At 36.3% G+C, this 23,521-nt stretch carries 23 protein-coding genes and 1 tRNA gene; 8 read left to right on the top strand and 16 right to left on the bottom strand.

The window, feature by feature from the left end:
* The first annotated feature begins 43 nt into the window (after nt 1–43).
* The 3 genes from ASG21_RS01730 to ASG21_RS01720 all read left to right on the top strand — a co-directional run bounded on the left by ASG21_RS01730 (nt 44) and on the right by ASG21_RS01720 (nt 2,628).
* Nucleotides 44–1,720: a tetratricopeptide repeat protein gene (locus ASG21_RS01730; protein ID WP_056075244.1), complete on the top strand. Its 1,677-nt coding sequence runs from the start codon at nt 44–46 to the stop codon at nt 1,718–1,720.
* A 76-nt stretch (nt 1,721–1,796) separates the two neighbouring features.
* Complete coding sequence (gene bshB1, locus ASG21_RS01725) at nt 1,797–2,516, top strand: bacillithiol biosynthesis deacetylase BshB1 (RefSeq protein ID WP_056074947.1); 720 nt, start codon at nt 1,797–1,799, stop codon at nt 2,514–2,516.
* 36 nt (nt 2,517–2,552) lie between these two features.
* Nucleotides 2,553–2,628, top strand: a tRNA-His gene (locus ASG21_RS01720).
* A 117-nt stretch (nt 2,629–2,745) separates the two neighbouring features.
* Here ASG21_RS01720 and ASG21_RS01715 read toward each other — a convergent pair.
* Both ASG21_RS01715 and ASG21_RS01710 read right to left on the bottom strand, forming a co-directional pair.
* Nucleotides 2,746–3,081: a DUF3276 family protein gene (locus ASG21_RS01715; RefSeq protein WP_056035754.1), complete on the bottom strand. Its 336-nt coding sequence runs from the start codon at nt 3,079–3,081 to the stop codon at nt 2,746–2,748.
* A 100-nt stretch (nt 3,082–3,181) separates the two neighbouring features.
* Nucleotides 3,182–4,843, bottom strand: coding sequence for an ABC transporter ATP-binding protein (locus tag ASG21_RS01710; protein WP_056074944.1), 1,662 nt, complete (start codon nt 4,841–4,843; stop codon nt 3,182–3,184).
* A 90-nt stretch (nt 4,844–4,933) separates the two neighbouring features.
* Between ASG21_RS01710 and ASG21_RS01705 the strand changes: the two genes are divergently transcribed.
* From ASG21_RS01705 to ASG21_RS01685, 4 genes are all read left to right on the top strand, one after another.
* The gene (locus tag ASG21_RS01705) at nt 4,934–5,839 is read left to right on the top strand and encodes a transcription antitermination factor NusB (RefSeq protein WP_056074942.1); all 906 of its coding nucleotides are present in this window, start codon (nt 4,934–4,936) and stop codon (nt 5,837–5,839) included.
* A gap of 1 nt (nt 5,840) precedes the next feature.
* Entirely contained in the window at nt 5,841–6,347 is a 507-nt protein-coding gene (locus tag ASG21_RS01700; RefSeq protein ID WP_056074941.1) for a DUF1573 domain-containing protein, read from the top strand.
* A 5-nt stretch (nt 6,348–6,352) separates the two neighbouring features.
* A complete protein-coding gene (gene yajC / locus ASG21_RS01695) occupies nt 6,353–6,709 on the top strand; it encodes a preprotein translocase subunit YajC (RefSeq protein ID WP_056074939.1) in 357 nt (118 codons plus the stop codon).
* A gap of 439 nt (nt 6,710–7,148) precedes the next feature.
* A complete protein-coding gene (locus ASG21_RS01685) occupies nt 7,149–7,880 on the top strand; it encodes an SDR family NAD(P)-dependent oxidoreductase (RefSeq protein ID WP_056074937.1) in 732 nt (243 codons plus the stop codon).
* Between the two features lie 154 nt (nt 7,881–8,034).
* On the opposite strand, the gene ligD is transcribed toward ASG21_RS01685, so the two are convergent.
* From ligD to ASG21_RS01615, 14 genes are all read right to left on the bottom strand, one after another.
* Nucleotides 8,035–9,951 (bottom strand): DNA ligase D, encoded by a 1,917-nt coding sequence (ligD, locus tag ASG21_RS01680; protein ID WP_241773430.1) that lies wholly within the window; start codon nt 9,949–9,951, stop codon nt 8,035–8,037.
* 41 nt (nt 9,952–9,992) lie between these two features.
* A complete protein-coding gene (locus tag ASG21_RS01675; protein ID WP_056074932.1) occupies nt 9,993–10,595 on the bottom strand; it encodes a DNA polymerase ligase N-terminal domain-containing protein in 603 nt (200 codons plus the stop codon).
* Nucleotides 10,596–10,597: 2 nt separating this feature from the next.
* Nucleotides 10,598–11,383, bottom strand: coding sequence for a Ku protein (locus ASG21_RS01670; RefSeq protein WP_056074930.1), 786 nt, complete (start codon nt 11,381–11,383; stop codon nt 10,598–10,600).
* A gap of 70 nt (nt 11,384–11,453) precedes the next feature.
* Nucleotides 11,454–11,999 carry a hypothetical protein gene (locus tag ASG21_RS01665; protein WP_056074928.1) on the bottom strand — a complete coding sequence of 182 codons (546 nt, stop codon included), beginning with the start codon at nt 11,997–11,999 and terminating at the stop codon, nt 11,454–11,456.
* Between the two features lie 100 nt (nt 12,000–12,099).
* Nucleotides 12,100–14,289, bottom strand: coding sequence for a DNA helicase RecQ (recQ, locus tag ASG21_RS01660; RefSeq protein ID WP_128414185.1), 2,190 nt, complete (start codon nt 14,287–14,289; stop codon nt 12,100–12,102).
* Nucleotides 14,290–14,370: 81 nt separating this feature from the next.
* Nucleotides 14,371–16,533 (bottom strand): hypothetical protein, encoded by a 2,163-nt coding sequence (locus ASG21_RS01655; protein ID WP_056074926.1) that lies wholly within the window; start codon nt 16,531–16,533, stop codon nt 14,371–14,373.
* 35 nt (nt 16,534–16,568) lie between these two features.
* Nucleotides 16,569–18,323, bottom strand: a complete 1,755-nt coding sequence (gene aspS / locus ASG21_RS01650; protein WP_056074924.1) for an aspartate--tRNA ligase — start codon at nt 18,321–18,323, stop codon at nt 16,569–16,571.
* Between the two features lie 192 nt (nt 18,324–18,515).
* Nucleotides 18,516–18,953 carry an ankyrin repeat domain-containing protein gene (locus ASG21_RS01645; RefSeq protein ID WP_056074922.1) on the bottom strand — a complete coding sequence of 146 codons (438 nt, stop codon included), beginning with the start codon at nt 18,951–18,953 and terminating at the stop codon, nt 18,516–18,518.
* Nucleotides 18,954–19,061: 108 nt separating this feature from the next.
* On the bottom strand, nt 19,062–19,487 hold the full coding sequence (locus ASG21_RS01640; protein ID WP_128414184.1) for an ankyrin repeat domain-containing protein: 426 nt from the start codon (nt 19,485–19,487) through the stop codon (nt 19,062–19,064).
* A gap of 13 nt (nt 19,488–19,500) precedes the next feature.
* Nucleotides 19,501–19,704, bottom strand: coding sequence for a helix-turn-helix transcriptional regulator (locus ASG21_RS01635; RefSeq protein ID WP_056035798.1), 204 nt, complete (start codon nt 19,702–19,704; stop codon nt 19,501–19,503).
* 3 nt (nt 19,705–19,707) lie between these two features.
* On the bottom strand, nt 19,708–20,271 hold the full coding sequence (locus ASG21_RS01630; RefSeq protein WP_056074918.1) for a DUF2975 domain-containing protein: 564 nt from the start codon (nt 20,269–20,271) through the stop codon (nt 19,708–19,710).
* 33 nt (nt 20,272–20,304) lie between these two features.
* Entirely contained in the window at nt 20,305–20,886 is a 582-nt protein-coding gene (locus ASG21_RS01625; RefSeq protein WP_056074916.1) for a DUF2975 domain-containing protein, read from the bottom strand.
* 136 nt (nt 20,887–21,022) lie between these two features.
* Nucleotides 21,023–21,676, bottom strand: coding sequence for a DUF937 domain-containing protein (locus ASG21_RS01620; protein ID WP_056074914.1), 654 nt, complete (start codon nt 21,674–21,676; stop codon nt 21,023–21,025).
* Between the two features lie 79 nt (nt 21,677–21,755).
* Nucleotides 21,756–22,265, bottom strand: coding sequence for a DUF2480 family protein (locus ASG21_RS01615; RefSeq protein WP_056074912.1), 510 nt, complete (start codon nt 22,263–22,265; stop codon nt 21,756–21,758).
* Nucleotides 22,266–22,369: 104 nt separating this feature from the next.
* Between ASG21_RS01615 and lpxB the strand changes: the two genes are divergently transcribed.
* Entirely contained in the window at nt 22,370–23,479 is a 1,110-nt protein-coding gene (lpxB, locus tag ASG21_RS01610) for a lipid-A-disaccharide synthase (protein ID WP_056074910.1), read from the top strand.
* Nucleotides 23,480–23,521: the final 42 nt, after the last annotated feature.

Here is a 23,521-nt window from a genome sequence, read left to right as displayed (position 1 = left end):
GGTCAAAAAATTAAAAAAAAATTATAATTTCAAAAATATGTCAATGGAAGTAAGAGTTGGAATATCAAAAAAATTAGCAATGGTAGGAGTTGCGGCATTCTCGTTTGCGAATGTTGCTTATGCACAGACTGCCGAGCAGGGAATGAATCTTGTTGAGAGCTATAAATTTGGTCAGGCTAAGGAGGTATTTTCACAGTTGGTTGCAAAAGAAGCTACAGATAAAAACTTTTTCTATTTAGGAAACACCTATCTGTCGCAGCCGGAACCGGATTTTGCAAAAGCTACTGAAGCATTTAATAAAGGAGTAGCACTTGATGCTAAAAAATCTTTCTACAGCAGATTGGGTCTTGCCTCAGTAAAATTAGGTAAAGGGGACAAAGCAGGTGCGGTAGCAGACATCAAAAATATTGTGAAGGATTCCCGTGAAAAGGATACAGATCTTTTAGCTGAAGCCGGAAAGACGCTTGTAAAATACGAGAAAAATAATGATCCCAGATATGCAATTGAAGTTCTTAACCTCGCAATAGCAAAATCTGAGAAGAACGGAACTCCTGCATGGTATCTTTATTCACTGGGTGATGCACACAGTGCCTTAGGTGTTCAGACAAAAAGTGGAGTAGACTACGGAAATGCAATGACAGCTTTCGAAAGAGCTTTGCCGTCTGCAAAATCAAAAGCTGTAGTTTATACAAGAATGGGAGCGCTCTGGATGAATGCAAAGGCTTGGGATAAAGCAAAAACTAATCTTGATCAGGCAGTAAAAGCTGATCCGGGTTATGCGCCGGCTTACAAATATCTGGGTACATTCTTCAGTATGTATCAGGACTGGGCACAGGCTTCAGCAAACTACAAAAAATACCTTTCGTTAGCAGATAATGATCCGAATACTGTTCTGGATTATGCTAAACTTGCTTTCCTTTCAAAAGACTTTGAAGGAGCAGGTACGTCATTGAATTCTGTTTTTGATAAAGTTCAGGATCCTATTAAGTACAGAATCAAAGCATATCTTGATTATCAGAAGAAAGATTATGCTTCAGCTAAAACCAATATTGAAACATTCATTTCACAGGCTGAAAAGTCTAGAGTACAGCCAAGTGATACTGGTCTTCAGGGATTAATTCAGGCTGGGCTTGCGAAGGCAAATAATGACCAGTCTTCATTAGCGGATGCCAAAGCAAAGGTTGCTGTTGCAAAAGCGGCTAAAGATGAAACATTCAACTGGGATGAAGAATTTGAAATTGTAAGCGGAAGTAAAAAATCAATTACAACAGTAGCGGGTCCTGGAGATGGACCTACCAGTCCGGCAATTGATGCTTTAAACAAGCAGCTGGCAGCTGATCCTAAAGATTCTGACGCTTTGTATAAACTTGCAACAGAATATCAGAATGTAGAAAACTGGAAAGGTGCAGCTTATGCTTGGCAGAGACTTACAGATGTCCTTCCAACATGGGAATCCGGATACTATGGATTGGGTTACGCTTTCCAGAAAGCAGGTGATGCTGATAATGCAATCGCTTCATACGAAAGATTTGTTTCTACTCTGGCAACAAAAACTCCTGCTGAAAAGGAAAAAGGTAAAGAAACATTAGCAACTGTATATTACAATCTTGCGAATCTTACAAAAGGTGATAAAGCAAAAAGTTTAGAATATATCAATAAATCAATCGAAACTTTCTCTACTCCTGAGGCAGTATCATTGAAAGAAAGTATGTCTAAATAATTTTCACAATACATAAATTGAGAGACTGTTTTTTAACAGTCTCTTTTTATTTAACTGAAACTATTATCTTTGATTTATGAAAACAGATATACTTGCTTTCGGCGCTCATCCAGACGATGTAGAACTGGGCTGCGGCGGAACAATAGCTAAATTAATTTCAGAAGGAAAAACCTGTGTAATCGTTGATTTAACAAGAGGTGAATTGGGCACCCGCGGAACAGACCAGACCAGAAAAGAAGAGGCAACAGAAGCTGCTAAGATTTTGGGTGTGGCTGCAAGAGAAAATTTAGGTTTGAAAGACGGCTTTTTAGTGAACTCGGAAGAATATCAGATGGAACTTGTAAAAATAATCCGTAAATACAGACCGGAAATAGTTTTAGCCAACGCAATTGATGACAGACATCCGGATCACGCAAAAGCCGCCAAATTAGAGTCGGACGCGTGCTTTTTAGCCGGTTTGAGAAAGATAGAAACAGTACTGGAGGGAGAAGTACAGGAAGTATGGCGGCCGAAACAAATTTACCACTACATTCAGTGGAAGGATGTGAAACCGGATTTTGTAATGGATATCTCAGAACATCTTGATAGGAAGATTGAAGCATGCATGGCATTCAAAACTCAGTTCTACGATCCAAAATCTACAGAGCCCGAAACTCCGATTACCTCAAAAGATTTCTACGAAAGCTTAACTTACCGTGCGCAGGATCTTGGCAGATTGTCGGGAGTTTCTTACGCAGAGGGCTTTACCACGGAAAAGTTGATGGCTTTGAAAAATTTTGACGGAATAATTTTGTAATTAAAAAATCTTTCTTATATTTGCACCACGAAAAACGGTGATTGTAGCTCAGTTGGTTAGAGCGCCGGATTGTGGTTCCGGAGGTCGGGGGTTCGAGACCCCTCATTCACCCTAAAAAAGTACACTTTTTACAGTGTACTTTTTTTATTCTCTAAAACTTCCAGGTTTCGGTTTCGCGCAAAAAAAGCATCTCAAAAAAAGATGCTGTATATTTTTATTTTTCTAAAACTTAAACTTCGTCGTCAGAATCGATTGTGAATGATTTGCTTTTAAAGTCTTTATCATGCTTTTCAGAGATGACATCTTCACCTTTTTCGTTGATGATGAAGTCTGTAGATTCATTAAACATATCCTGAAAATTTTTGAAATCTTCCTTGTAGAGATAAATTTTGTGCTTCTCAAAAGTTGCTTCTCCATTGTCTCCGAAATTCTTTTTGCTTTCGGTAATCGTAAGATAATAATCTCCCGCTTTTGTCTCGCGCACATCAAAGAAATACGTCCTTCTTCCTGCCTTTAACACCTTCGTGAAAATTTCATTTTCATGGCGTTCCTTATAATCACTCATTGTTAGATAAATTTTTAATCTTGTTTAGAACAAATATAAAAGTTTTCTTTTAACCACGAAATTTTTTTTATGATTTATTTAACAATTGTGAAAGAAACTGTTAAGGAGTTACAGAATTGTTAATTTCAGACAGGTTGATAATCTTGTCTGCCCGCTGAGCACTCGATTCTCTGTGGGTAATAATCACCGAGGTTGCATTTTTGATTTTACGCTCAATATTTTCAAGAATATTCTGTTCTGTTTCAGTATCCAGTGCAGAAAGAGAGTCATCAAAAATAATAATTTTAGGATTTTTAATTAAAGCTCTCGCAATACAGATTCTCTGCTTCTGACCTCCGGAAAGCATTACGCCACGCTCGCCAACTGTAGTCTGGTACTGATCTTTAAAACCAATGATATTCTTGTCTACATCTGCAATTTTAGCGTATTCAACAACTTTCTCGTGTGAAGGATTGTCAATTGCAAAACCGATATTGTGCTCTATGGTATCAGAGAAAAGGTAACTTTCCTGAGGAGTGTAACCGATGTGGTCTCTGTAATTTTTTAAGTTGTGATCTTTCAGATTTTTACCGTCAATCAGAATTTCTCCCGAAGTAGGGTCTATCAGCCTGCAGAGAAGGAGAGCAACCGTAGATTTTCCGCTTCCTGTTTTTCCCATGATGACCAGCGATTTCCCTGCCTCAATTTTAAAACTTAGGTTTTCAAGTGCTTTTATTCCTGTGTTCGGATAGATATAAGAGACGTTTCTGAATTCAATTTCTCCTATAATCCCATAACTGTCTGAATTGGTATTAAGAATTTCAGATTTTTTATCCAAAAACTCATTGATTCTTTCCATTGATGCATCTGCACGCTGATTGATAGAAGTTACCCAACCCACCATAGAGAATGGCCATATCAAAATATTGATGTACATAAAGAAATCCGCAATTTTACCAACTGAAAGTTCTCCCGCAATATATTTCTGACCGCCAATTAGAATCACAACTACATTCAGGATTCCGATTACAAATAAAATAATGGTAAAGAAATACGCTTCTGTTTTCGCTAAATCCAGTGCCTTATCCTGATAATCGGAAACTTTCGCACCGTAATTCTTCCTGATATAACTTTCTTTAGCAAAAAATTTCACCACTCTGATTCCCGAAAAGCTGTCCTGCACAAAAGTTGAAATGCCAGACTGGCTTCTCTGCATGATCTTCGATTTCTGATTAATGATTGAGCTCACTTTGAAAATCACATAAGAAAGTACAGGTAATGGCAACAACGTCCAAAGCGTCATTGAAACATCTGTTGTGAGCATGTAGATGCTGGTGATAATCAAAAGAATGATGAGATTCACAACGTACATTACGCCAGGTCCCAGATACATTCTTACTGCCACCACATCTTCACTGAGTCTGTTCATTAAATCCCCAATCGTAGTTTGCTTGTAATCTGTAAGTGAAAGATCCTGATAATGCCTGTAAATTTTATTTTTCAGTTCATATTCAATTCTCCGGGATGCCACAATGATAGTCTGCCGCATCATAAAGGTGAAAACTCCCGTAAGAAGTGAGCAGCCGACAATAATTGCAACATATATCAACACCTGTCTGTTAAACCCCAGATGACCGCCTTTGGTAAGTTCGTCTACAGATTTCCCGATAAACTGTACTTTGTATATGTTGAAAAAATTACTTGCGATGATGAAAAGTAATCCCCAAAACAGGAGTGTTTTGTGTTTCCAGAAATATGGATTTAAGGTTTTAAGCGCTTTCATAAACTTTTACAAAATTACGAAAATAGGTTCAGACTACGAATTTCAATAATTTTAAATTTCATATCTTTGCACCCATAAAAAGCTCTTTGAATGTTAGGAAGAAGACAAATCCGTGAGAAAGTTGTAGAATCGGTGTACTCGTACTGTCAAAACCCGATCAAATTTGATGTTTTGGAGAAAAATATGTTCTCCTCAATCGAAAAGATCTACCATCTGTATATCTATGAACTGAATTTTCTGGTAGCCCTTAAAGATTTGGCAGAAAATCAGATCGAAATCAGTAAGAACAAATATTTAAAGACTGATTCAGACACCAACCCTAATCAGAAATTCATCAACAATCAGGTTCTCAAAAAACTGGAAGAAAATCCGGAAAGATTATTTTTTACAGGTCTGCACAAAGATCTTAAATGGGATCTGCATGATGATCTTTTGAAGAAAACGTTCCAGAGAATGACTTCCGGAAAGAGGTATCAGGATTTTATGAAGGAAGAAGGATATTCTTTTGAAGCTGATCAGAAATTCATCGGTAAACTTTTCCTAAGATATATGGCAGAAAACGAAGATTTTCAGGACTATATTTCAGACAAGGAACTTTCTTGGTCTGATGATGTGCACATCGCCAATTCTATGGTACAGAAAACAATCGGTTTTTTAAAGGAAGATCAGGAAAGCAAAACGCTGATTAAAATGATCAAAGATCAGGATGATAAAGCATTTGCCGGAAAACTTCTCCGCGAAACCTTGAACGGTTGGGAAAACACCGAAAAAGTGCTTACAGAAAGATTGGAAAACTGGGATCTGGAAAGAGTTGCTGTAATGGATAAAGTGATTTTATCCTGTGCGATTTCAGAAATCGACAAATTTCCTCTTACACCTTCAAGAGTAATCATCAACGAATATATTGAAATTGCCAAAGTGTTTGCTACAGACCGTTCAAACATTTTCATCAACGGGATTTTAGATAAATATTGCAAAGATTTAAACAGAATATAAAATGAAAAAGACATTATCAATCATCGCATTGTCGATCATAGGTTTTGGTTTGGTTTCGTGTAAAAAAGAAACAACAGAAACTACAAATTCAGCAGGTATGAACGCAGATTCAACTGCAGCACCAACTCAGGATTCTCTTACAGCTCCGGCGGTTTCAGGAGATTCTGCTGCAGCAGCACCGGTTTCTACTCAGCCAACAACATCTATTGCACTTTCTGAAAGCAATTTCGATTTCGGAAAAATTAAAAAAGGTGATAAAGTAAACCATGTTTACGAAATCACCAACACCGGGAAAAATCCTTTGGTTATTTCTGAAGTGAAGCCTGGCTGCGGATGTACAGCTCCGGAATTTACGAAAGATCCAATCCTGCCAGGTAAAAAAGGACAGATTACATTAAGCTTCGATTCTTCAAGTTTTGATGCAGGTATGGTAAACAAATACGCGGATGTTTTTGCCAATGTGGAAAAAGCTCCGATTAAACTTACATTTACAGCTAATATCCAATAATACTTATGCTAACAATATTTTTACAGGCACCACAGGGAGGTAATTCTTCAATGATGCTGATTATGATGGGTGTAATGTTTGTCGGGTTTTATTTCCTGATGATCAGACCTCAGATGAGAAAGCAGAAGCAGGAGAAAAAATTTCAGGAAGAGCTGAAAGTGGGAAGCAGAGTAGTGCTTACTTCCGGTCTTCACGGAAGAATTGCCCAGATTCATGATGACGGAATTGTGATCGAAACACTTTCCGGAAAATTAAAATTTGAGAAAGCTGCAATTTCGAGAGAATTTACAGATGCACGTTTCGGAGCAAAAGCTGCGAAAGACGGTGATAAAAAAGAAGTAATTGATACTGAGAAGAAATAATTTTCAGATTTAAAATAAAGATAAAACGGCTGGGTAAATTTTTATCCAGCCGTTTTTTTGTGATTTAAGCAAGGTCAAAGTTGTCAGCTGGCAAGAATTCCCATTCTGAAGGCAAAAAGATGCCCTCCCGGAGGCTTCGGAATGACGCGCCAATGCTTCGGAATGCGGATTTAATGCTTCGGAACGCAGCGCCAATACTTCGGAATGCAGCTTTTATGCATCGTACAGCGAAAATGGGTTTTCGGAAGATTTTCTGTCGGTTTCTAATTAAGGATTGATGTTTTTAGATATTTTAACCGTTTTAAATAACTTGAGTTTCATTAAAAATTCCAATGCAAATCAGGGAATCGAAGAATCATTTGTGAAAGCCATCCGTGAAATTTGTGTTTAATGCAGACAACGATTTGTAAAACTATATTTTAAAAAATATCTTTGCTCCATGAATCAAAACAAAGCCAAAAACGTTCTTATTCTCGGTGCCAATTCCGATGTGGCAAAACAGTGTATTTTACAGTATGTTGAAAAAGGTTTTGTCATCACCGCCGCTTCTAGAAGTACAGATTCTCTGAAAGATTTTGTTGAAGATAATAATTTGTCAGATAAAGTTTCTGTTTTATATTTTGATGCAGCAGATTTTGATTCCCATCAAAAATTTTATGATGAACTTTCTACTAAACCTCATATCGTCGTTTACGCCGCAGGATTTTTGGTAGAAAACATTGATGCTTTGAGAGATTTTAAAGGAACTCAGGAAATGATGCAGGTCAATTACATGGGCGGTGTTTCTATTTTGAATATTGTGGCGATGGATCAATCCAATAAAAATTTAGAAAGAATCATCGGACTGTCATCACTTTCGGGTGTTCGTGGAAGGAAAAGTAATTTTGTTTACGGAAGCACAAAAGCTGCGTTCACAACCTATCTTGCAGGTTTAAGACAGGAATTGGCTCAACGAAATATTACAGTGAACGTTTTGGTTAGCGGATATATCAATACAAAGATCAATGCCGGTTTGGAACTCAATAAAAATCTTCTGATGGAACCTGATTATGTGGCAAAACATATCGTTGATGCGGGAAATTCTTTCACCATCGTTCCCAATTTTAAATGGAAACTGATTTATTTTATTTTGAAAATTTTGCCGGAGAGTTTGGTGGCGAAGTTACCTTGATTATGTATTTCAGTTCATCAGCACTCAGTATGTCATCCCGTAGGGATCTCAATATAGCAGTAGATTCAATATATTACAATTTATGCTTAGATTCTTTCAGAATGACAAACCTACTGTAAAAAAAGACTGTTATTATGTGCGGGCATCGATTTATCTATTCCAACAATTCCAGCGCCTTCATCATATCAATTCCTTTTCCTAAAACAGGTTTAAACAAATCTCCTTTTGATTTTATTCTTTCTAACGCATTTTCAATATTGAAATCTGTGGGTTTCAAACCTTTTTTCAGTTCAGCCCATTCCAGTGGCATTGAAACGGCCGCACCTTCTTTCGGCCTTAGGCTGTAAACGCTGGCTAAAGTTTGTCCCTGTCGGTTTTGAAGGTAGTCGAGGTAGATTTTTTTATCATCTCTCTTTTGCAGACTGCGTTCCAGGGTTGTAATTTTCGGAAGCTTTTCGTGAACCTGCTGCATCAGGATCAACGCAAAATCTTTCACCTGATCGTAATCGTAACTGCCGCCCATCGGAATGTAGATGTGAATTCCTGTACTTCCGGAAGTTTTGCAGTAGCCTTTTATCTTAATTAAATCTAAAACTTCTTTCACCTGCTGTGCCGTTTCAATTACATGATCAAAAGTGTTTTTCTTCGACGGATCGAGATCCAAAACCAAATAATCAGGATGTTCGAGATCGGGAAGCGAAGAATTCCACGGATTGAAATCGATGCAACCCAAATTGTTGAGATAAGCCAATGTAGCTTTATCGTTGCAGATGGCGTAATCAATGTATTTATCGGTGGATTCAGAGTGAACTTTGGTCGTTTTTATCCAGTCCGGAAAAGAATCACCTGCATCTTTCTGATAAAATCCTGAGTGATCAATTCCACTTGGAAAACGGTTGAGTGAAAGGGGCCGGTTTTTCAGATGCGGTAAAATATAATCTGCTACCGACTGATAATAATCCACCACGTCACCTTTGCTGATTTTGTCTTTTGGAAAATAGATTTTATCCTGATTGGTCAGTGTTATTTTGTGACGGTTCAGCGTAATTTCACTGTCTTTTTCGCTGGCATCTTCTGTGTTTTCGGTAGATTTTTTTGTCGTCATAGTTTTGGATTTTGAAGTTTTATGAGCAGGTTTCTTAACTGAACTGCTGATTTCTTTTGCCTCTTTATCTTCACGGATCGCTACAAATACAGGATGTCTGAACATTCCGTCTTTGGTGATTTCTGAGAATTTAATTTCACAGACCAATTCAGGTTTTGTCCATGTCACAGGCATATTGGTTTTAGGAACGGTTTCAAAGGGTGACGATTTGACCACCAGTTTTTTCAGCCGCTCATGAATCTGAATCAACAACTCGTTGTTAAAACCTGTTCCTGTATGTCCGGAGTAGATTATTTTCCCATCAATGTATTTTCCTAAAATCAAAGCGCCAAAACCCTGTCGGGAGCCTTTTGGTTCTGTGAAACCGCAGATAATTGCTTCTTCAGTATTGGTGAATTTTATTTTGAGCCAGTCGGTGCTTCGGGAACTTTCGGTATAGACGCTGTCGGCTTTCTTGGCAATCATGCCTTCCAGCTGCATTTTTTTCATCTGATTAAAAAACTCTATTCCCTTTTCAGGAACGTGGTCGCAGAATTTGATCAGATCAGTTTCAGTTAAAGCATCTTTTAAAAGCTCTTTTCGCTGAAGTAAGGAAAGTTCTTCGGTAGAATGACCATTCAGCCACAAAAGGTCAAAAACCTGATACGTCAAAGCCAAATGGGGATTGTCGCCAATCTGCTGCAACAGCTGAAAGCTTGGTTTTCCGTTTTCGTCGTAGGCAACAATTTCACCATCCAAAATCATGTGGTGTTTCTGCTGACTAAAATCTTCGGTAATGGAACTGAATTTAGATAAAAATGAAATTCCGTTTCTGGAATAAAACAACGGCTGTTTTTTGCTGAGATCGGCTACTGCACGGTAACCGTCCCATTTAATCTCAAAAATCCAGTCTTCGTCGTCAAACGCATCTTCAGAAGATTTTGCGAGCATTGGTTTGATGAATTTTTCTAATTTCTTCTCATCCACCAAAGAATTGAACCGCTGGAATTTAGGTTTGGTTTCGGAAGTTATGACTTCTTTTTGCTGCTTTTTAGGCTTTTTTTTTCCTCGATGAATTTTGAAACTAATGATTTCGGCGAAACATTTTCTTCAGCATCGTATTCATCTTTAGCAAATTTATCTTTATGTTTAATCAGAAGCCATGAATTGTTCTCAGCATTTTTCATTTTCACCAAAGCAAATTCTCCTTTCAGTTTTTTACCATGCAAAATAAATTTTAATGAACCGCTTTTCAGCTCTTTCAAGAGTTCTTTTTCGTCAGAAAGTTTGCTTGTATCATCAAGAGGTTCGTATGTCCCGCTGTCCCAGATTTCCACCTGTCCGGCGCCATAATTTCCTTCAGGAATATTTCCTTCAAAATCTTTGTAATCGTATGGGTGATCTTCCACCATCATCGCCAGACGTTTGTCTTCGGGATTCAGTGATGGCCCTTTCGGAACTGCCCAGCTTTTCAACACACCTTCCATCTCCAGACGAAAATCGTAATGCAGACGGGATGCCGCATGTCTCTGAATTACAAAAACGAGTTTGTCATCACTCTTTTTTGTTTTTCCTTTGGGTTCGGTCGTTTTATCGAACTTTCGTTTATCGTTGTAATCTTTAAGAGCCATGATCAGGAAGCGTTTTTAGATTTCGGAGTTTGTAAACTGGCTTTTAGTTGAGCCATTAAATCGATTACTTTGCCCTGTTTTGCAGGTTCAGATTTTTTCACTTTTACAGATTTTCCTTTGGCCTTTTTCTTAATGATTTTAAGCAGTGATTCGGAATAGGTGTTTTTATAAAAAGTAGGATCAAAAGGCTCGGAGAGTTGCTCTATCAGATTTTTTGCCATCTTCAGCTCTGCAGGTTTCGGTGCTTTTTTAGCAGGAATTTTCAACTGTTTATAATCGCGGATTTCCTGATCGAATCTCAACCGGTTTAAAACCAGAACATCATCATTATAAGGACGGATCATCCCAATCGCTTCAGTATCACGTAAAACAAAAGTTCCGATACCGACCATTTTAGTCTGCTGCAAGGCTTTGATTAAAAGTCTGTATGCATTTTCACCATTCTTTTGAGGTTCCAGAAAATAGGGAGTTTCAAAATAAACGGAATCCACTTCGGCTTCTTTCACAAAGTGTTCGATGCCGAGTATTTTCGTCTTTTCAGGACTTGCAGCTTTGTAATCTTCATCTTCCAGAACAACGTATTTATCGTCTATCAGAAAACCTTTTACGATGTTTGTCCATTTGACGTCCTTGCCCGTTTTTTCGTTAACTCTTTTAAATTTAATATTAGAAAAATCAGATTTATCCAGCATATCGAGATCCAGTTTGCTGGTTTCTGTCGCAGAATAAATCTTTACAGGAATATTGACTAAGCCAAAACCAATGGCACCGTTCCAAATTGCTTTCATTGTCTTTATTTTGTTTAAAACTTACAATGATTGTGCCGTGAGATTTAATGTATTTTAACGAGGAAGTTTATCAAATTTCTTTAAATTGAGCTTTCTCTTCCAGATACTGAATGGTTTTATTCAGGTTTTCCTCGTCTACGTTGGCTTTGTCTAAAACAAAATTGAGTCGTGAAGATGCTGTAATATAGAGAAATTGGTCATCTAAAACGCAATAGGTAATTTCACTCCAAATACATATGTACTCAGATTTATAGTTTTTAAATTTAAAATGATCAGGTGTAAATTCCCAAATCACATCGTTTGAATTTAATTTCAGATCCGAATTGTCTTTCTCAATTATTTCCTTTAATTTTTTTTTGGATGTTCGGTATGAAAGATAGCGGGAAATATAAGTTGAAAATGCGATCAGTCCCATTCCTGCAAAAAAGCCTGTAAATAAATCCGGTTCAAAAATAAGAGTAAGTACTACGATTAACAGGCAGAAAATTCCAAAAAATAGATTTGCAACATTTTCATCCAGATTTTTTTTCCAAAGCCTTTTAAATTCATACTCATAAATCGTTTTGGTAATTTCCCCGGAAGTTGGTGTATTGTATGTTAGACTTGTGGGATTCATATTTTTATGTTCTAATTTGTTTATTCTGAAAGTGGTATTTACTCCACTTTATTAAGGTTCTAAAAAAAATATATTTGAAATGATCAAATGCATCAGAAAATTATGTTACATCTTTCTGCAGCAATTTATGGTAAGCAATCGCAACATGAATTTCAAAGTAAGAAAAATCATCGCCTAATTGTTCTTTAATGACTTTCAGAGATTGAATGGTCTGGCTTCTTGCGATTTCAATAATCGGTGCAACTTTGGCGATATCCATTAAAGTACTGGCTTCGATTTCTCCGGATTCAACGAATCTTGATAGGTGATTTTGAATTGTAGTTATTGAAAGACTTCTCAGCCTGGCAATTTCCTCAACACTGTGATTTTGTTTGTACAGCTCAAAAGTGGTGGCGAAAGTTCCCGATGTACTTTTAGCTGCTTTCTTTGGTTCACGTGCTTTCTTAGGCCTTTTCTCGGAGATTTTACTGCTCAAATTATTCTTAATACAAAACTCAATGATTGTCGGAAGAAATATTTCTCCATACTTTTCAATTTTAAAAACTCCGAACCCACTGATCTGATTCAATTCTTCTTTTGAATTAGGTAGGTAAGCTGATAATTCAAGCAAAGTAGCATCCGAAAAAATGACGTAAGGCGGAACATTTTCACGCTCGGCAATTTCCCTTCTTAAAGTTTTCAGTTCTGCAAAAAGTTCTTCATTTGCATCGATATCTGGAGTGGAATAGTCAGTTTCTATTTCTGCAACGGTCACAGCTTTTGCCCGTTCTTTTACTTTCTCGAAGATTACTTTTTTATCTTTAAATAAAACTGATTTGCTTTCGTCATTCAGTTTTAAAACAGAAAATTCCTCATTCGATTCAGCTAAAATACCTTTGATGAGCAACTGAGTTATTAAGTTTTGCCAGTAATTTTTATCCTGATTATTTCCAACGCCGTAGGTCGGTAAACTGCGCATGTAATCTGTAATTTTCACACTTTGGGAACCCCGCAGAAAGTCAATAATCATTGTTTTTCCGTAACGTTCTTTCAATCTGTAAACAGCACTCAATAATTTCTGAGCATCAACCGTTGCGTCAAAAGTTTCAAAATCACTGAGGCAATAATCGCAGGAGTTGCAGTTGCCATCGTGCTTTTCGCCAAAATATTCCATTAAATACTGTCGTCTGCATTTTTGCATTTCGGCAAAATCAGACATTTGTTTCAGCTTTCGCAACATCAGTTCGGATTGCTCCTCATTGCCTTCTATCATTGCAAACCGTTTCAGTTTGATCACATCCGCATTCGAATAAAACAAAATCGCTTCACTCTGCAAACCATCCCGTCCAGCTCTTCCCGTTTCCTGATAATAACTTTCGATATTTTTAGGCAAATCTGCGTGCATCACAAAACGGACATTGCTCTTGTCGATTCCCATTCCGAAAGCAATCGTAGCCACCATTACGCGGGTTTTATCCTTCAAAAAATCTTCCTGAACTTTTGCCCTTTCCGCAGAAGAAATTCCTGCATGATAAAAAGCCGAGTTGATGCCGTTTTCTCTCAGGTTATTCGACATTTCTTCAGTTCCTTTCCTTGATAAGCAGTAGATAATTCCCGAATCGTCAGGATGCTCATTGAGGTATTGAATGATATTTTTTAAGACAGATTTTTTCGGCTGAACAAAATATTTGATATTGGCTCTGTTGAACGAAGAAACTAAAACCAAAGGATTCTGAAGATTCAGCTGTTTGATGATGTCTTTCCTCGTAATTTCGTCTGCACTTGCCGTCAAAGCGATGATTGGAATTTCTGGAAATTGTTTTTTTAAGCCATTTAAAAACAAATAATCCGGACGGAAATCGTGACCCCAGTGCGAAACACAATGCGCCTCATCTACTGCAAACAGGGAAATGTTGACGTCGTTCAACAATTTTAAAAACGCACCATTATCTGCACTTAATTTTTCGGGTGCAACATATAAAAGTTTGAGCTGACCGTTTTTTAATTGATTTAAAGTTTCATTCTGTTCAAAAGAAGACATGGAAGAATTGATGTACAAAGCAGGAATTCCGTTTACGCGCAACGCATCAACCTGGTCTTTCATCAATGCAATCAATGGAGAAATGACGATGGCAGTGCCTTCCAAAACTAACGCCGGAACCTGATAACAAAGTGATTTTCCACCACCAGTTGGCATTAAAACAAATGTATCTTTTTTCGAAATTATATTTTCAACGGCGTTGGCTTGCTCGAGGCGGAAGTTGTCGTAGCCGAAATATTGCTGTAAGATTTGCAGGGGAGAGTTCATCATTAAATATTTTGTGTTTGAGTAAAATTAGTGAATTCTGATTTACTTTTCTCAGCAAATTTAATTTTAAGAGATTGATATCGATTATTTGTTAAGCGATTTGTAAAGCAAAACTTTATCTAAATAATATCCATAATTAAACGAAACAATGTCAGAATGTTTTTGTTTTAAAAGCTTTTTATCTTTCAGATATTTTCTCCATTCCCAAGCTCTATCAGAAGGTGGACAGATGTATATTCCCGCTGAATTGCATAGTTTGTCAGGATATCCTAACGTTGTTTTGTGATTCAGTTCCAAAAGCTTGATGATCGATCCAACTTCATTTTCGTATTCTTGACTTCCTGTATATGGAGTTACAATATTAAACTTTAGGATTTCGTAGATTTTGTCATAATCGAGACTTTTATCATTATTTTTATAATCGATTCCTGCTTTGTCCAGGTAGTATTCATAAAGTTGCTTTTCTTTATGAGAATGATATACGGAAAGAAAATCTCTTCTCACATCCTCAGCTTCCCAATTGTCAATACTGAAAAATCCAAAGTCCCGTTTCAGGAAAGAGTATTTATCTCTGTAATTTTCTTTCTTAAATTTAATTTTATCCGCAACTTTGATTGCTTCGAGTATTTGAGAGTAACCAATTTTGGAGAATATTTTTAAAACATCATATTCAAAATCATCATCGTTTTTTGCGGTTATTCTTAATTTATCTACTTCCTGTTGGATATTTATTTTCTGACTATTAAAGTTTCCACCACTGATTTTTTTATCATCAATAGGATAATCAAATTTTTCCAAACAAAGTTTTTTGGCGAGATTGATTTGCAATTGTAGTTCTGTGTCATCCGTTTTGATTTTGCTTAGAATATCTATCGTCTCAGAGCCATTTCCGAGGAATTTATAAATGTAATAATTAAGATTCCCATTGATTCCAATTCTTGCAAAGAATATAGATTTTTTCAAATAGAACTTTAGTTTTTGGTCATCTTTTAAAATTCCATCCCAGTTTTTAGTAAAATAAATATCCAGAATTCGGGAAACGGATTCTTGCAGATTTGATTTCTTCTGATAAATCAGAGTCCAATATTCTAAAGGCGTAATCTCTTCGGGTTTAAGGTCATCTATTAATTGATTTTCAAGTTTTCGCCTTTCTGCAAAAGTTAATTTGGAACTCAATTTTTCGATATTGGATTTTAAAACATCATTTCCCAAAAAATCAATATTGTTGTGATGGCAATATTCTGTCAGTAAAGAAAGTTGAATTAAAAACCTAAAGGGAAACATTGGAATTACATAATTTGTTCCATCAAGAAAGTTTTTATTTTTTTCAGTGGACAATTCTCCAACTCTTTTTGAATTGCTTTGGGATAGTTTAATATATGAATTCAAAGCAATCGTATCATTTTCATTGTACAAATCTTCGAATAAATCTGCAATGTTATCTATTTTTTCTGACTGTAAATTTTTATTGATGAAATACTTTTCAGAATCATTCCAAACAAAATTTTTATAATTCTTCGAAAAATAAATCAGTAAGTTTAGAATAGAGTTATTATCAAAATTGAAATCTGTAGTGTTCCAAGTCAAGCCGTTGTTTCTGCCTATCAAACCAATATCTTTCCGAATCAAAAATGATAATACGTCATAAAGGTCATCTTTGTTAGGATTATAAAAATTGAATTTGTCTCTTCTACGATAAAATTCTTCGCAGATTTTCAGTAGACTTTCTGGTTTATTTTGTTGAATTAAAACATCTATTCCAGCATTTGTAGCCCAATCTTGTTGAAGGATTTTGGGAATTCTTTTGGACAGTTTTTCAAACTTTGCTTTCGGAAGTTCTCTGAATTCTACAGATTCTTTTCTTCGTGCAATTGGCGTGATATAAAAAGCCTGTATCTCAGTAGAATATTTTATTTTACCATCATTTTTCTTCAGAAAATCTAAAAATTGTTTCGAACTGGAAATACTGTCGATAATAATTTCTTGATTTGTGAAAACTGAATTTTCTTCAATAGCTCTTTTTGCTAAAGAACTTTCTTCAGTTTCTAAATAATGATGACCTAAAAATTCAGCCAGTTTTTTATGACTGTCAAGATAAGAAGCTAATTCATAGAAAGCATTTTTTTGACCTGATTCGAGCTTTTGTTTGAGCTTGTAAATTTTACTCTGTGAATAATGCTCCTCTAAAAATTGACAATTGCAAAAATTGAAACTCAGTAAAAGAATAAAAGGTATTAGTTTTTTCATAATAAAAAAGCGAGAAAAAAATTCCCGCTTCTAATTTATGATTTTAAATTTAATTTCAGTTCCAGTTCATCGAGCTGTTCATCAGCAATAGACGCTGGTGCATCGATCATCACATCACGCCCTGAATTGTTTTTCGGGAAAGCGATGTAATCTCGAATCACCTCATTTCCATCAAGAATTGCTACTAATCGGTCAAATCCGAACGCCAAACCACCGTGAGGTGGAGCACCATATTTAAAGGCGTTCATCAGGAATCCGAACTGCGCTTCTGCTTCTTCTTTTGAGAAGCCTAAAAGGTCAAACATTCTGGATTGTAAATCTTTATCAAAAATTCTGATAGAACCACCGCCAATTTCGTTTCCGTTCAAAACCAAATCGTATGCGTTGGCTCTTGCTTTTCCCGGGTCGGTCTGCAAAAGGTGGAAATCTTCGGTTTTTGGCGACGTGAAAGGGTGGTGCATTGCGTGGTAACGTCCACTTTCTTCGTCAAATTCCAGCAACGGGAAATCTACCACCCAAAGTGGTGCGAATTCGTTTCCTTTTCTCAAGCCAAGACGGTTTCCGAGTTCCATTCTCAAAGCGGAAAGTTGCGTTCTTACTTTGTCTGCATTTCCTGACATTACGAAGATTAAATCTCCAGCTTTTGCTCCGAATTCCTCTGTGATTTTTTTCAAATCTTCCTCGTTGTAAAATTTATTTACCGAAGAAGTCACGACACCATCATTTTGGAATTTAATCCAGACCAAGCCTGTTGCGCCAATTTGAGGGCGTTTTACCCAATCTACCAATTCGTCGATTTGTTTTCTGGTGTAATCTGCAATGCCTTCAACATTGATTCCGACTACCAGTTCTGCATCGTCGAGTATTTTGAAATCTTTTCCTTTTGTTAAATCATTCAGTTCGTGAAACTCCATTCCGAAACGGATGTCCGGTTTGTCGTTTCCGTATTTCTGCATCGCATCGGCGAAGGTCATTCTTGGGAAATTTCCGAATTCGTTTCCGGTAATGTCTTTCAAAAGAACTTTGGTCATTCCTTCAAAAACATTCATAATATCTTCCTGCTCTACAAATGCCATTTCGCAATCAATTTGGGTGAACTCCGGCTGTCTGTCAGCACGCAGATCCTCATCACGGAAACATTTCACGATTTGGAAATATCGGTCCATTCCGCCAACCATTAACAACTGTTTGAAAGTTTGTGGCGATTGTGGCAATGCGTAAAACTGTCCTGGATTCATTCTGCTTGGCACAACGAAATCTCTTGCTCCTTCCGGAGTAGACTTAATTAAAACCGGCGTTTCAACCTCGATAAAACCTTCGTCTGAAAGATAATTTCTCACTTTCTGCGCCATTTTGTGACGGAAAATCAGTTTGTCTCTTACCGGAGCTCTTCTGATGTCGAGATATCTGTATTTCATTCTCAATTCTTCGCCACCATCTGTTTCATCTTCAATCGTGAAAGGCGGAAGTTGAGATTCATTAAGAACGGTTAGTTTTTCAACTAAAATTTCTATTTCTCCCGTTGGAATATTTGGGTTTTTGCTGACTCTTTCAATCACTTTTCCTGTTACCTGAATTACAAACTCGCGTCCCAGTTTTTTAGCATTTTCCATCAGCTCTGCTGTAGAACGGTCCTGGTCGAAAACCAGCTGCGTAATTCCGTAACGGTCCCGAAGATCTATCCAAATCATAAATCCTTTATCACGAATGGTCTGTACCCATCCTGAAAGTGTAACTTCTTCATTAAGATTTTTCAGAGATAATTCTCCGTTTGTGTGCGATCGAAACATGCTTTTTTTGATTTAAAATTCAATATTTAAAATTCAAAGTTCAAATTACAGAGCTTAAAGTTCAGTATATCAACTTTGAATGATTGAACTTTGAACTTTGAATTTTCGTGGGCAAAGATAAGATTTTTGAAGGGCATTCTAAACAAAAAAAACTCCCCGAAGGAAGTTTTAAGTATTGTCTGTATGATTTTTCTATTTCAGAAGTTTCAAAATTTCTGTACGCTTATATTTTACGGCATAATCTTTCGCGGTAAGACCTTCAGCGTCCTTTGCATTTTTGTCAGCTCCTTTTTTCAGAAGTAGTTTTGCCAATTCCGGAGCATCAAATTTTGCAGCTTCCATTAAAGGCGTATTTCCGTTGCAGGCAAGATTTACGTCTGCACCATTTGCCAGAAGATAATTGAAAATTTCAGTTTTACTGTGTCTCGTGCTGAATGCAAGCGGTGTAAACGATTCTCCTTTTACGTAAAAGCATTTATTGTAAGAATCTGTTGGGAAAGCGTTCTTAAACTGCTCCACATTTCCCGTCTGAAAACGTTTTTGTTGCTCTTTCGTAATTTGCTGTGCATTTACTGACACAGAAATGACAATGAATGCCAGTGATAAAAAAGTAGAAATTATATTTTTCATATTGTAGATATTACTGATTAATTATTTACAAATCTAAATATTTTTTTTGATAAATTTTCATGCAACTTTCAAAGAGACAAATCATAATGAGATTTTCTCAGGAATTTTTCATTCCAAAAGTTTTATGATTTCCGGTTTCTCGTACTTTTTTGCATAATCCAGAGCGGTGTAACCTTTTTCTGTTTTAGCTGATTTGTTGGCGCCTTTTTCAATCAGTTTTTTAGCAAATTCTGCATTTCCATATTTTGCTGCAAACATCAGAGGCGTTTTTCCGTCGCAAACCTTTTCCAGATCGGCATTGCTGTCAAGAAGTTTCTGGAACACTTTCGGGCGGTCTGCTTTGATGGCCAAGGCTAACAGAGAATAGGATGCATCTTTCGTTTTGTAGCAAAGATCAATATTTTCTCTGTTGACAAGTTTGGTAAATTCTTCTGTAGCATCATAACTGATCATTTTTTTGTGGTCATCAGATAATTCCTGTGCTGATGTAACGCTGAATGCTGCGATGGCTAATATAAATAATAGTTTTTTCATTGTCATATTTATTTTAAGGTTTAAATTCTAGAATATCTCCGGGTTGACAATCCAATGCTTTGCAAATGGCTTCCAGAGTTGACAGTTTCACAGCCTTGGCTTTTCCGGTTTTTAAAATGGAAAGATTGGCCTGAGTGATTCCTATTTTTTCTGCAAGTTCCTGAGACTGCATTTTTCTTTTCGCCAACATGACGTCTACATTGATGATGATTGGCATAGTTTAAATCGTTAAATCGTTTTCTTCCTGAATTTTTCTTCCTTTTGCAAAAATCTCTTTCAGAAAAATAAAAATTAATCCTGTGATAATGAAGATAAGTGGCGGTGTTAAATCGAATCTCTGTGAAGAGGTGAACAGATCGATGGCTAAATGAATGCTTCCGAAAGCAATAAGGCCGAAACCTAAAATTTTGAAATTCTTTACTGCATTTTCAGTAAAAAAATTGTCTTTTGAAAGTTCATTTAGAATTTTAAAAACAACAATTAATATAAAACTGAGAGACGCCAAACCTAAAAACGCCAGAGAAATGCCTTCCACAGAATTTTCTGTTGTCAGAACCATTTTTGTAAAAGGATAATGAAACTGTACAGTTTCAGAATTATCCTGTTGGTTGTGATTTTCAGTTTTCCAGTGATCAACGGACGTAAATTGATTGGTTGAATTGGTGGATGCGTAGACTGACATTAAGCCTAAAATCCAGATGGACATCAGTGTAAATCCGACGGTGTAGATTCCAAAAGGATATTTGAGCCAGTAGAGCAGAGAGTTTTTTCCTAAAAGTTTCATGATTTTAATTTTATGAAATATTGGTAAATAATTTTAAATGGTTAAATCGTTTTCAGATTGTAATTGATATGCGTTTTGAAAAAATACCATTATGAAATAGGAGATTAGCCCTAAAAATGTAAAAGCAAAACAAGAGATTATCATTGAACTTTCAAGACCTGTTTTGAACAATATTTTTATAGATAGAATATAAACTGGCGCATAAATGAAATTGATTATTGAAAAAGCTTTTAGCTTTATAATAATTTTCTGATTAAAAAGTGTTGGTTTGTTTAGTTCTCTAAATATTTTATAAGCAAAGAAAAAAAACAAAGTGGAGAACATATTTGTAAACACGGAGACAAAAGAAATCTTGCCATTGAGGTACGTATGCACAAATTCTTTAAAAAATGGAAATCTAAATTTTAAATAGATTTGTAGATCAGTGGGGTTATCCGCCGGAGCTTTTCCTGTCTTAACCAAATTTGGTAGTAGATTTTCAGAGTAAGTGTAATTATACCAACCTATGCTTAACAAAAAACTCCTGTAAATGGTATATAATAAAAGAAATATAAATACTGATAAAAAAAGATAGGATAATCCTGTGGAGATAGATTTTGGTCCGAGTAATTTCATGTTTAAATATTTTATTATTGCAAATATATAATTTATTATCGTAAAACAATAAATATTTATTGAAATTTAAAAATTTTAAAACAAAAAAATACCAGAGACAAAAATCTCCGGTATTCAGTATTTAAGTTTAAATCTATTATTTTCCGCCAAGAAAACCGCCTAAGATATCACCCAAACCGCCGCCTTGCTTATTGTTGTTTCCGCCTCCACCAAGAACGCTTCCAAGGATGTCACCAAGTCCGCCTCCCGATGATTGAGAATTACCACCGCCAAGAACACTTCCAAGAATGTTGCTCAAAGGATCATTTGATGCCTGCGCCTGGGTCTGTGCGCCTCCTAAAATTCCTCCTAAAAGGTCGCCGAGACCTCCTGCTCCTACATTATTCTGTTGCTTTTCTTTACCGATATAACCCATGATCACAGGTGCGAGCATAGCCAGAATAGGTCCGATTTTATCAATTGAAATTCCTGTATTTTGTGAAAGATTGTTTTCTACTGTGTTTTTTTCGTTTCCGAAAATGTGGGAAAGGATAGATCCGCCTTCGCCCTGTCTTGCACCCGCCTGTGATACGTCATCCAGAATACTTCCGTCGTGATCTTTATCCAAAGCATTATTTAGAGATTCTGCTTCCTTTGCATCCTGCGATTTGTTTCGAAGGTAAGAAATTACCAATGGTGCAGCTACCGCCAAAAGTGCAAGAATCTGGGTTTTGCTTACTCCATATTTGTTTTCTGCCTGCTCAGCAACCTGGTTGCCTGTGTTTCCTGTTAAAAGGTCTAATAAACTCATATTGTGTTTAAATTTTATTTGTTAGATGTCAAATTTAATAAAAAATATTAATCGGAACCCACTAAGCTAAAACTTTCAATTAATTCTTCAGAATAGGAACATTCGAGCAGGCTTCACCAAACATCAGAGATTTTACAATGGGCTGAATTTTTTCAACCAGTTCCACATAAGCATTTTCAGGAATCTCTTTGTCTGAACAGCCTTTCACCAAAACTCTTTTTCCCTGCATTTCAGAAAAATCATGACTGGAAATAGCGTCGTGCATAAGAATGACTTCTAAATTCTGCAGGTTTCCGAAAACAATTTTTCTGGTGACATCACTGAGTTTAGCGGTGATTAAAAAATAGGCCCAGAGCGGAACAATCGCATCTGCAGAATTGTAAACATAAACAAACGAATCTCTGTAATCTTCAATGTTGATGGCAGCGACTTTTTCACGAAAATCCTTTTCCTTTAAAACCATTTCCATAAAAAGAAAATCTTTAAGGTCGATCCCTTTTCTTGCACCTTTCGGAACCAGATCTGTAAGGTCAAAGTTGATTAATCCGCTGGCGGCTACTTTATTTTTTATTTCAAATTCTTCTGACATTTTTAATCATTATCTTTGAAGCAAATTTACTCATTTCAAATTTGAAATTTAAGGTTTGATATTTGAAATTTAGAAAATCAATCATCGCTCATCATTCATCATTTATGAAATATTACATCATCGCAGGTGAAGCTTCCGGAGATTTGCACGGAAGCAATTTAATGAAAGCTTTAAAGGAAAAAGATTCCAACGCAGCATTTCGGTTCTGGGGTGGAGATCTGATGCAGAAGCAGGGAGGCACTTTGGTAAAACACTACCGCGACCTCGCATTCATGGGTTTCCTTGAAGTGGCGATGAATCTGAGAACCATTTTAAACAATATTAAAATCTGCAAAGAAGACATCAGAAACAATAAGCCAGATGTTTTGATTTTGGTTGATTATCCGGGCTTCAATCTGAGGATTGCAAAATTTGCAAAAGAATTGGGAATTAAAGTAGTTTACTACATTTCGCCACAACTTTGGGCGTGGAAGGAAGGTCGTGTAGAAATCATCAAAAAGTATGTAGATGAAATGATGGTGATTTTACCTTTTGAAAAAGAATTTTATCAAAAACACAATGTAAAATCTCATTTTGTAGGCCATCCGCTTTTAGATGCCATTTCAAATCTGAATGAAATTAATGTTGATGATTTTAAATCTGAAAATGGTTTAAACGAAAAAGAAATTATCGCTCTTCTGCCAGGTTCCAGAAAGCAGGAAGTAGAAAAAATGCTGGAAATTATGCTGTCTGTGCGTCCTCATTTTCAGAATTATCAGTTTGTAATTGCAGGTGCGCCGAGTCTGGATCAATCTTTTTATCAAAAATATGTGGATGAAAATGTACATTTCGTTTCCAACAAAACCTATGATTTGCTGAGGTGCTCGAAAGCTGCTTTGGTCACATCAGGAACCGCAACTTTGGAAACGGCTTTGCTAAATATTCTGGAAGTGGTTTGCTATCGTGGAAGTAAAATTTCTTACGCCATAGCCAAAAGACTTGTGAAGAATATCAAATATATTTCATTGGTGAATTTGATTATGGACAGGGAAGTAGTGAAAGAATTAATTCAAAGCGAGCTCAATACGAAAAATCTTGTTGAGGAGCTTAAACTCATTATTGAAGGCGAAAAAAGAGCTGAAATGCTGAATGATTTCAAACTTTTAAGGGAAAAATTAGGTGGGAGAGGAGCGAGTGAAAATGCAGCCGATATTATCTTAAATCTAAAAAAGTAGAAATATTTTAACTTTCATATTATAAAATTTTTTAATTTAGTT

The sequence above is a fragment of the Chryseobacterium sp. Leaf394 genome (assembly GCF_001424105.1).
In the GTDB taxonomy this organism is placed as follows: Bacteria; Bacteroidota; Bacteroidia; order Flavobacteriales; family Weeksellaceae; genus Chryseobacterium.
Note: the sequence above shows the minus strand (reverse complement) of the source record. Positions and strands in the feature narration are given on the sequence as shown.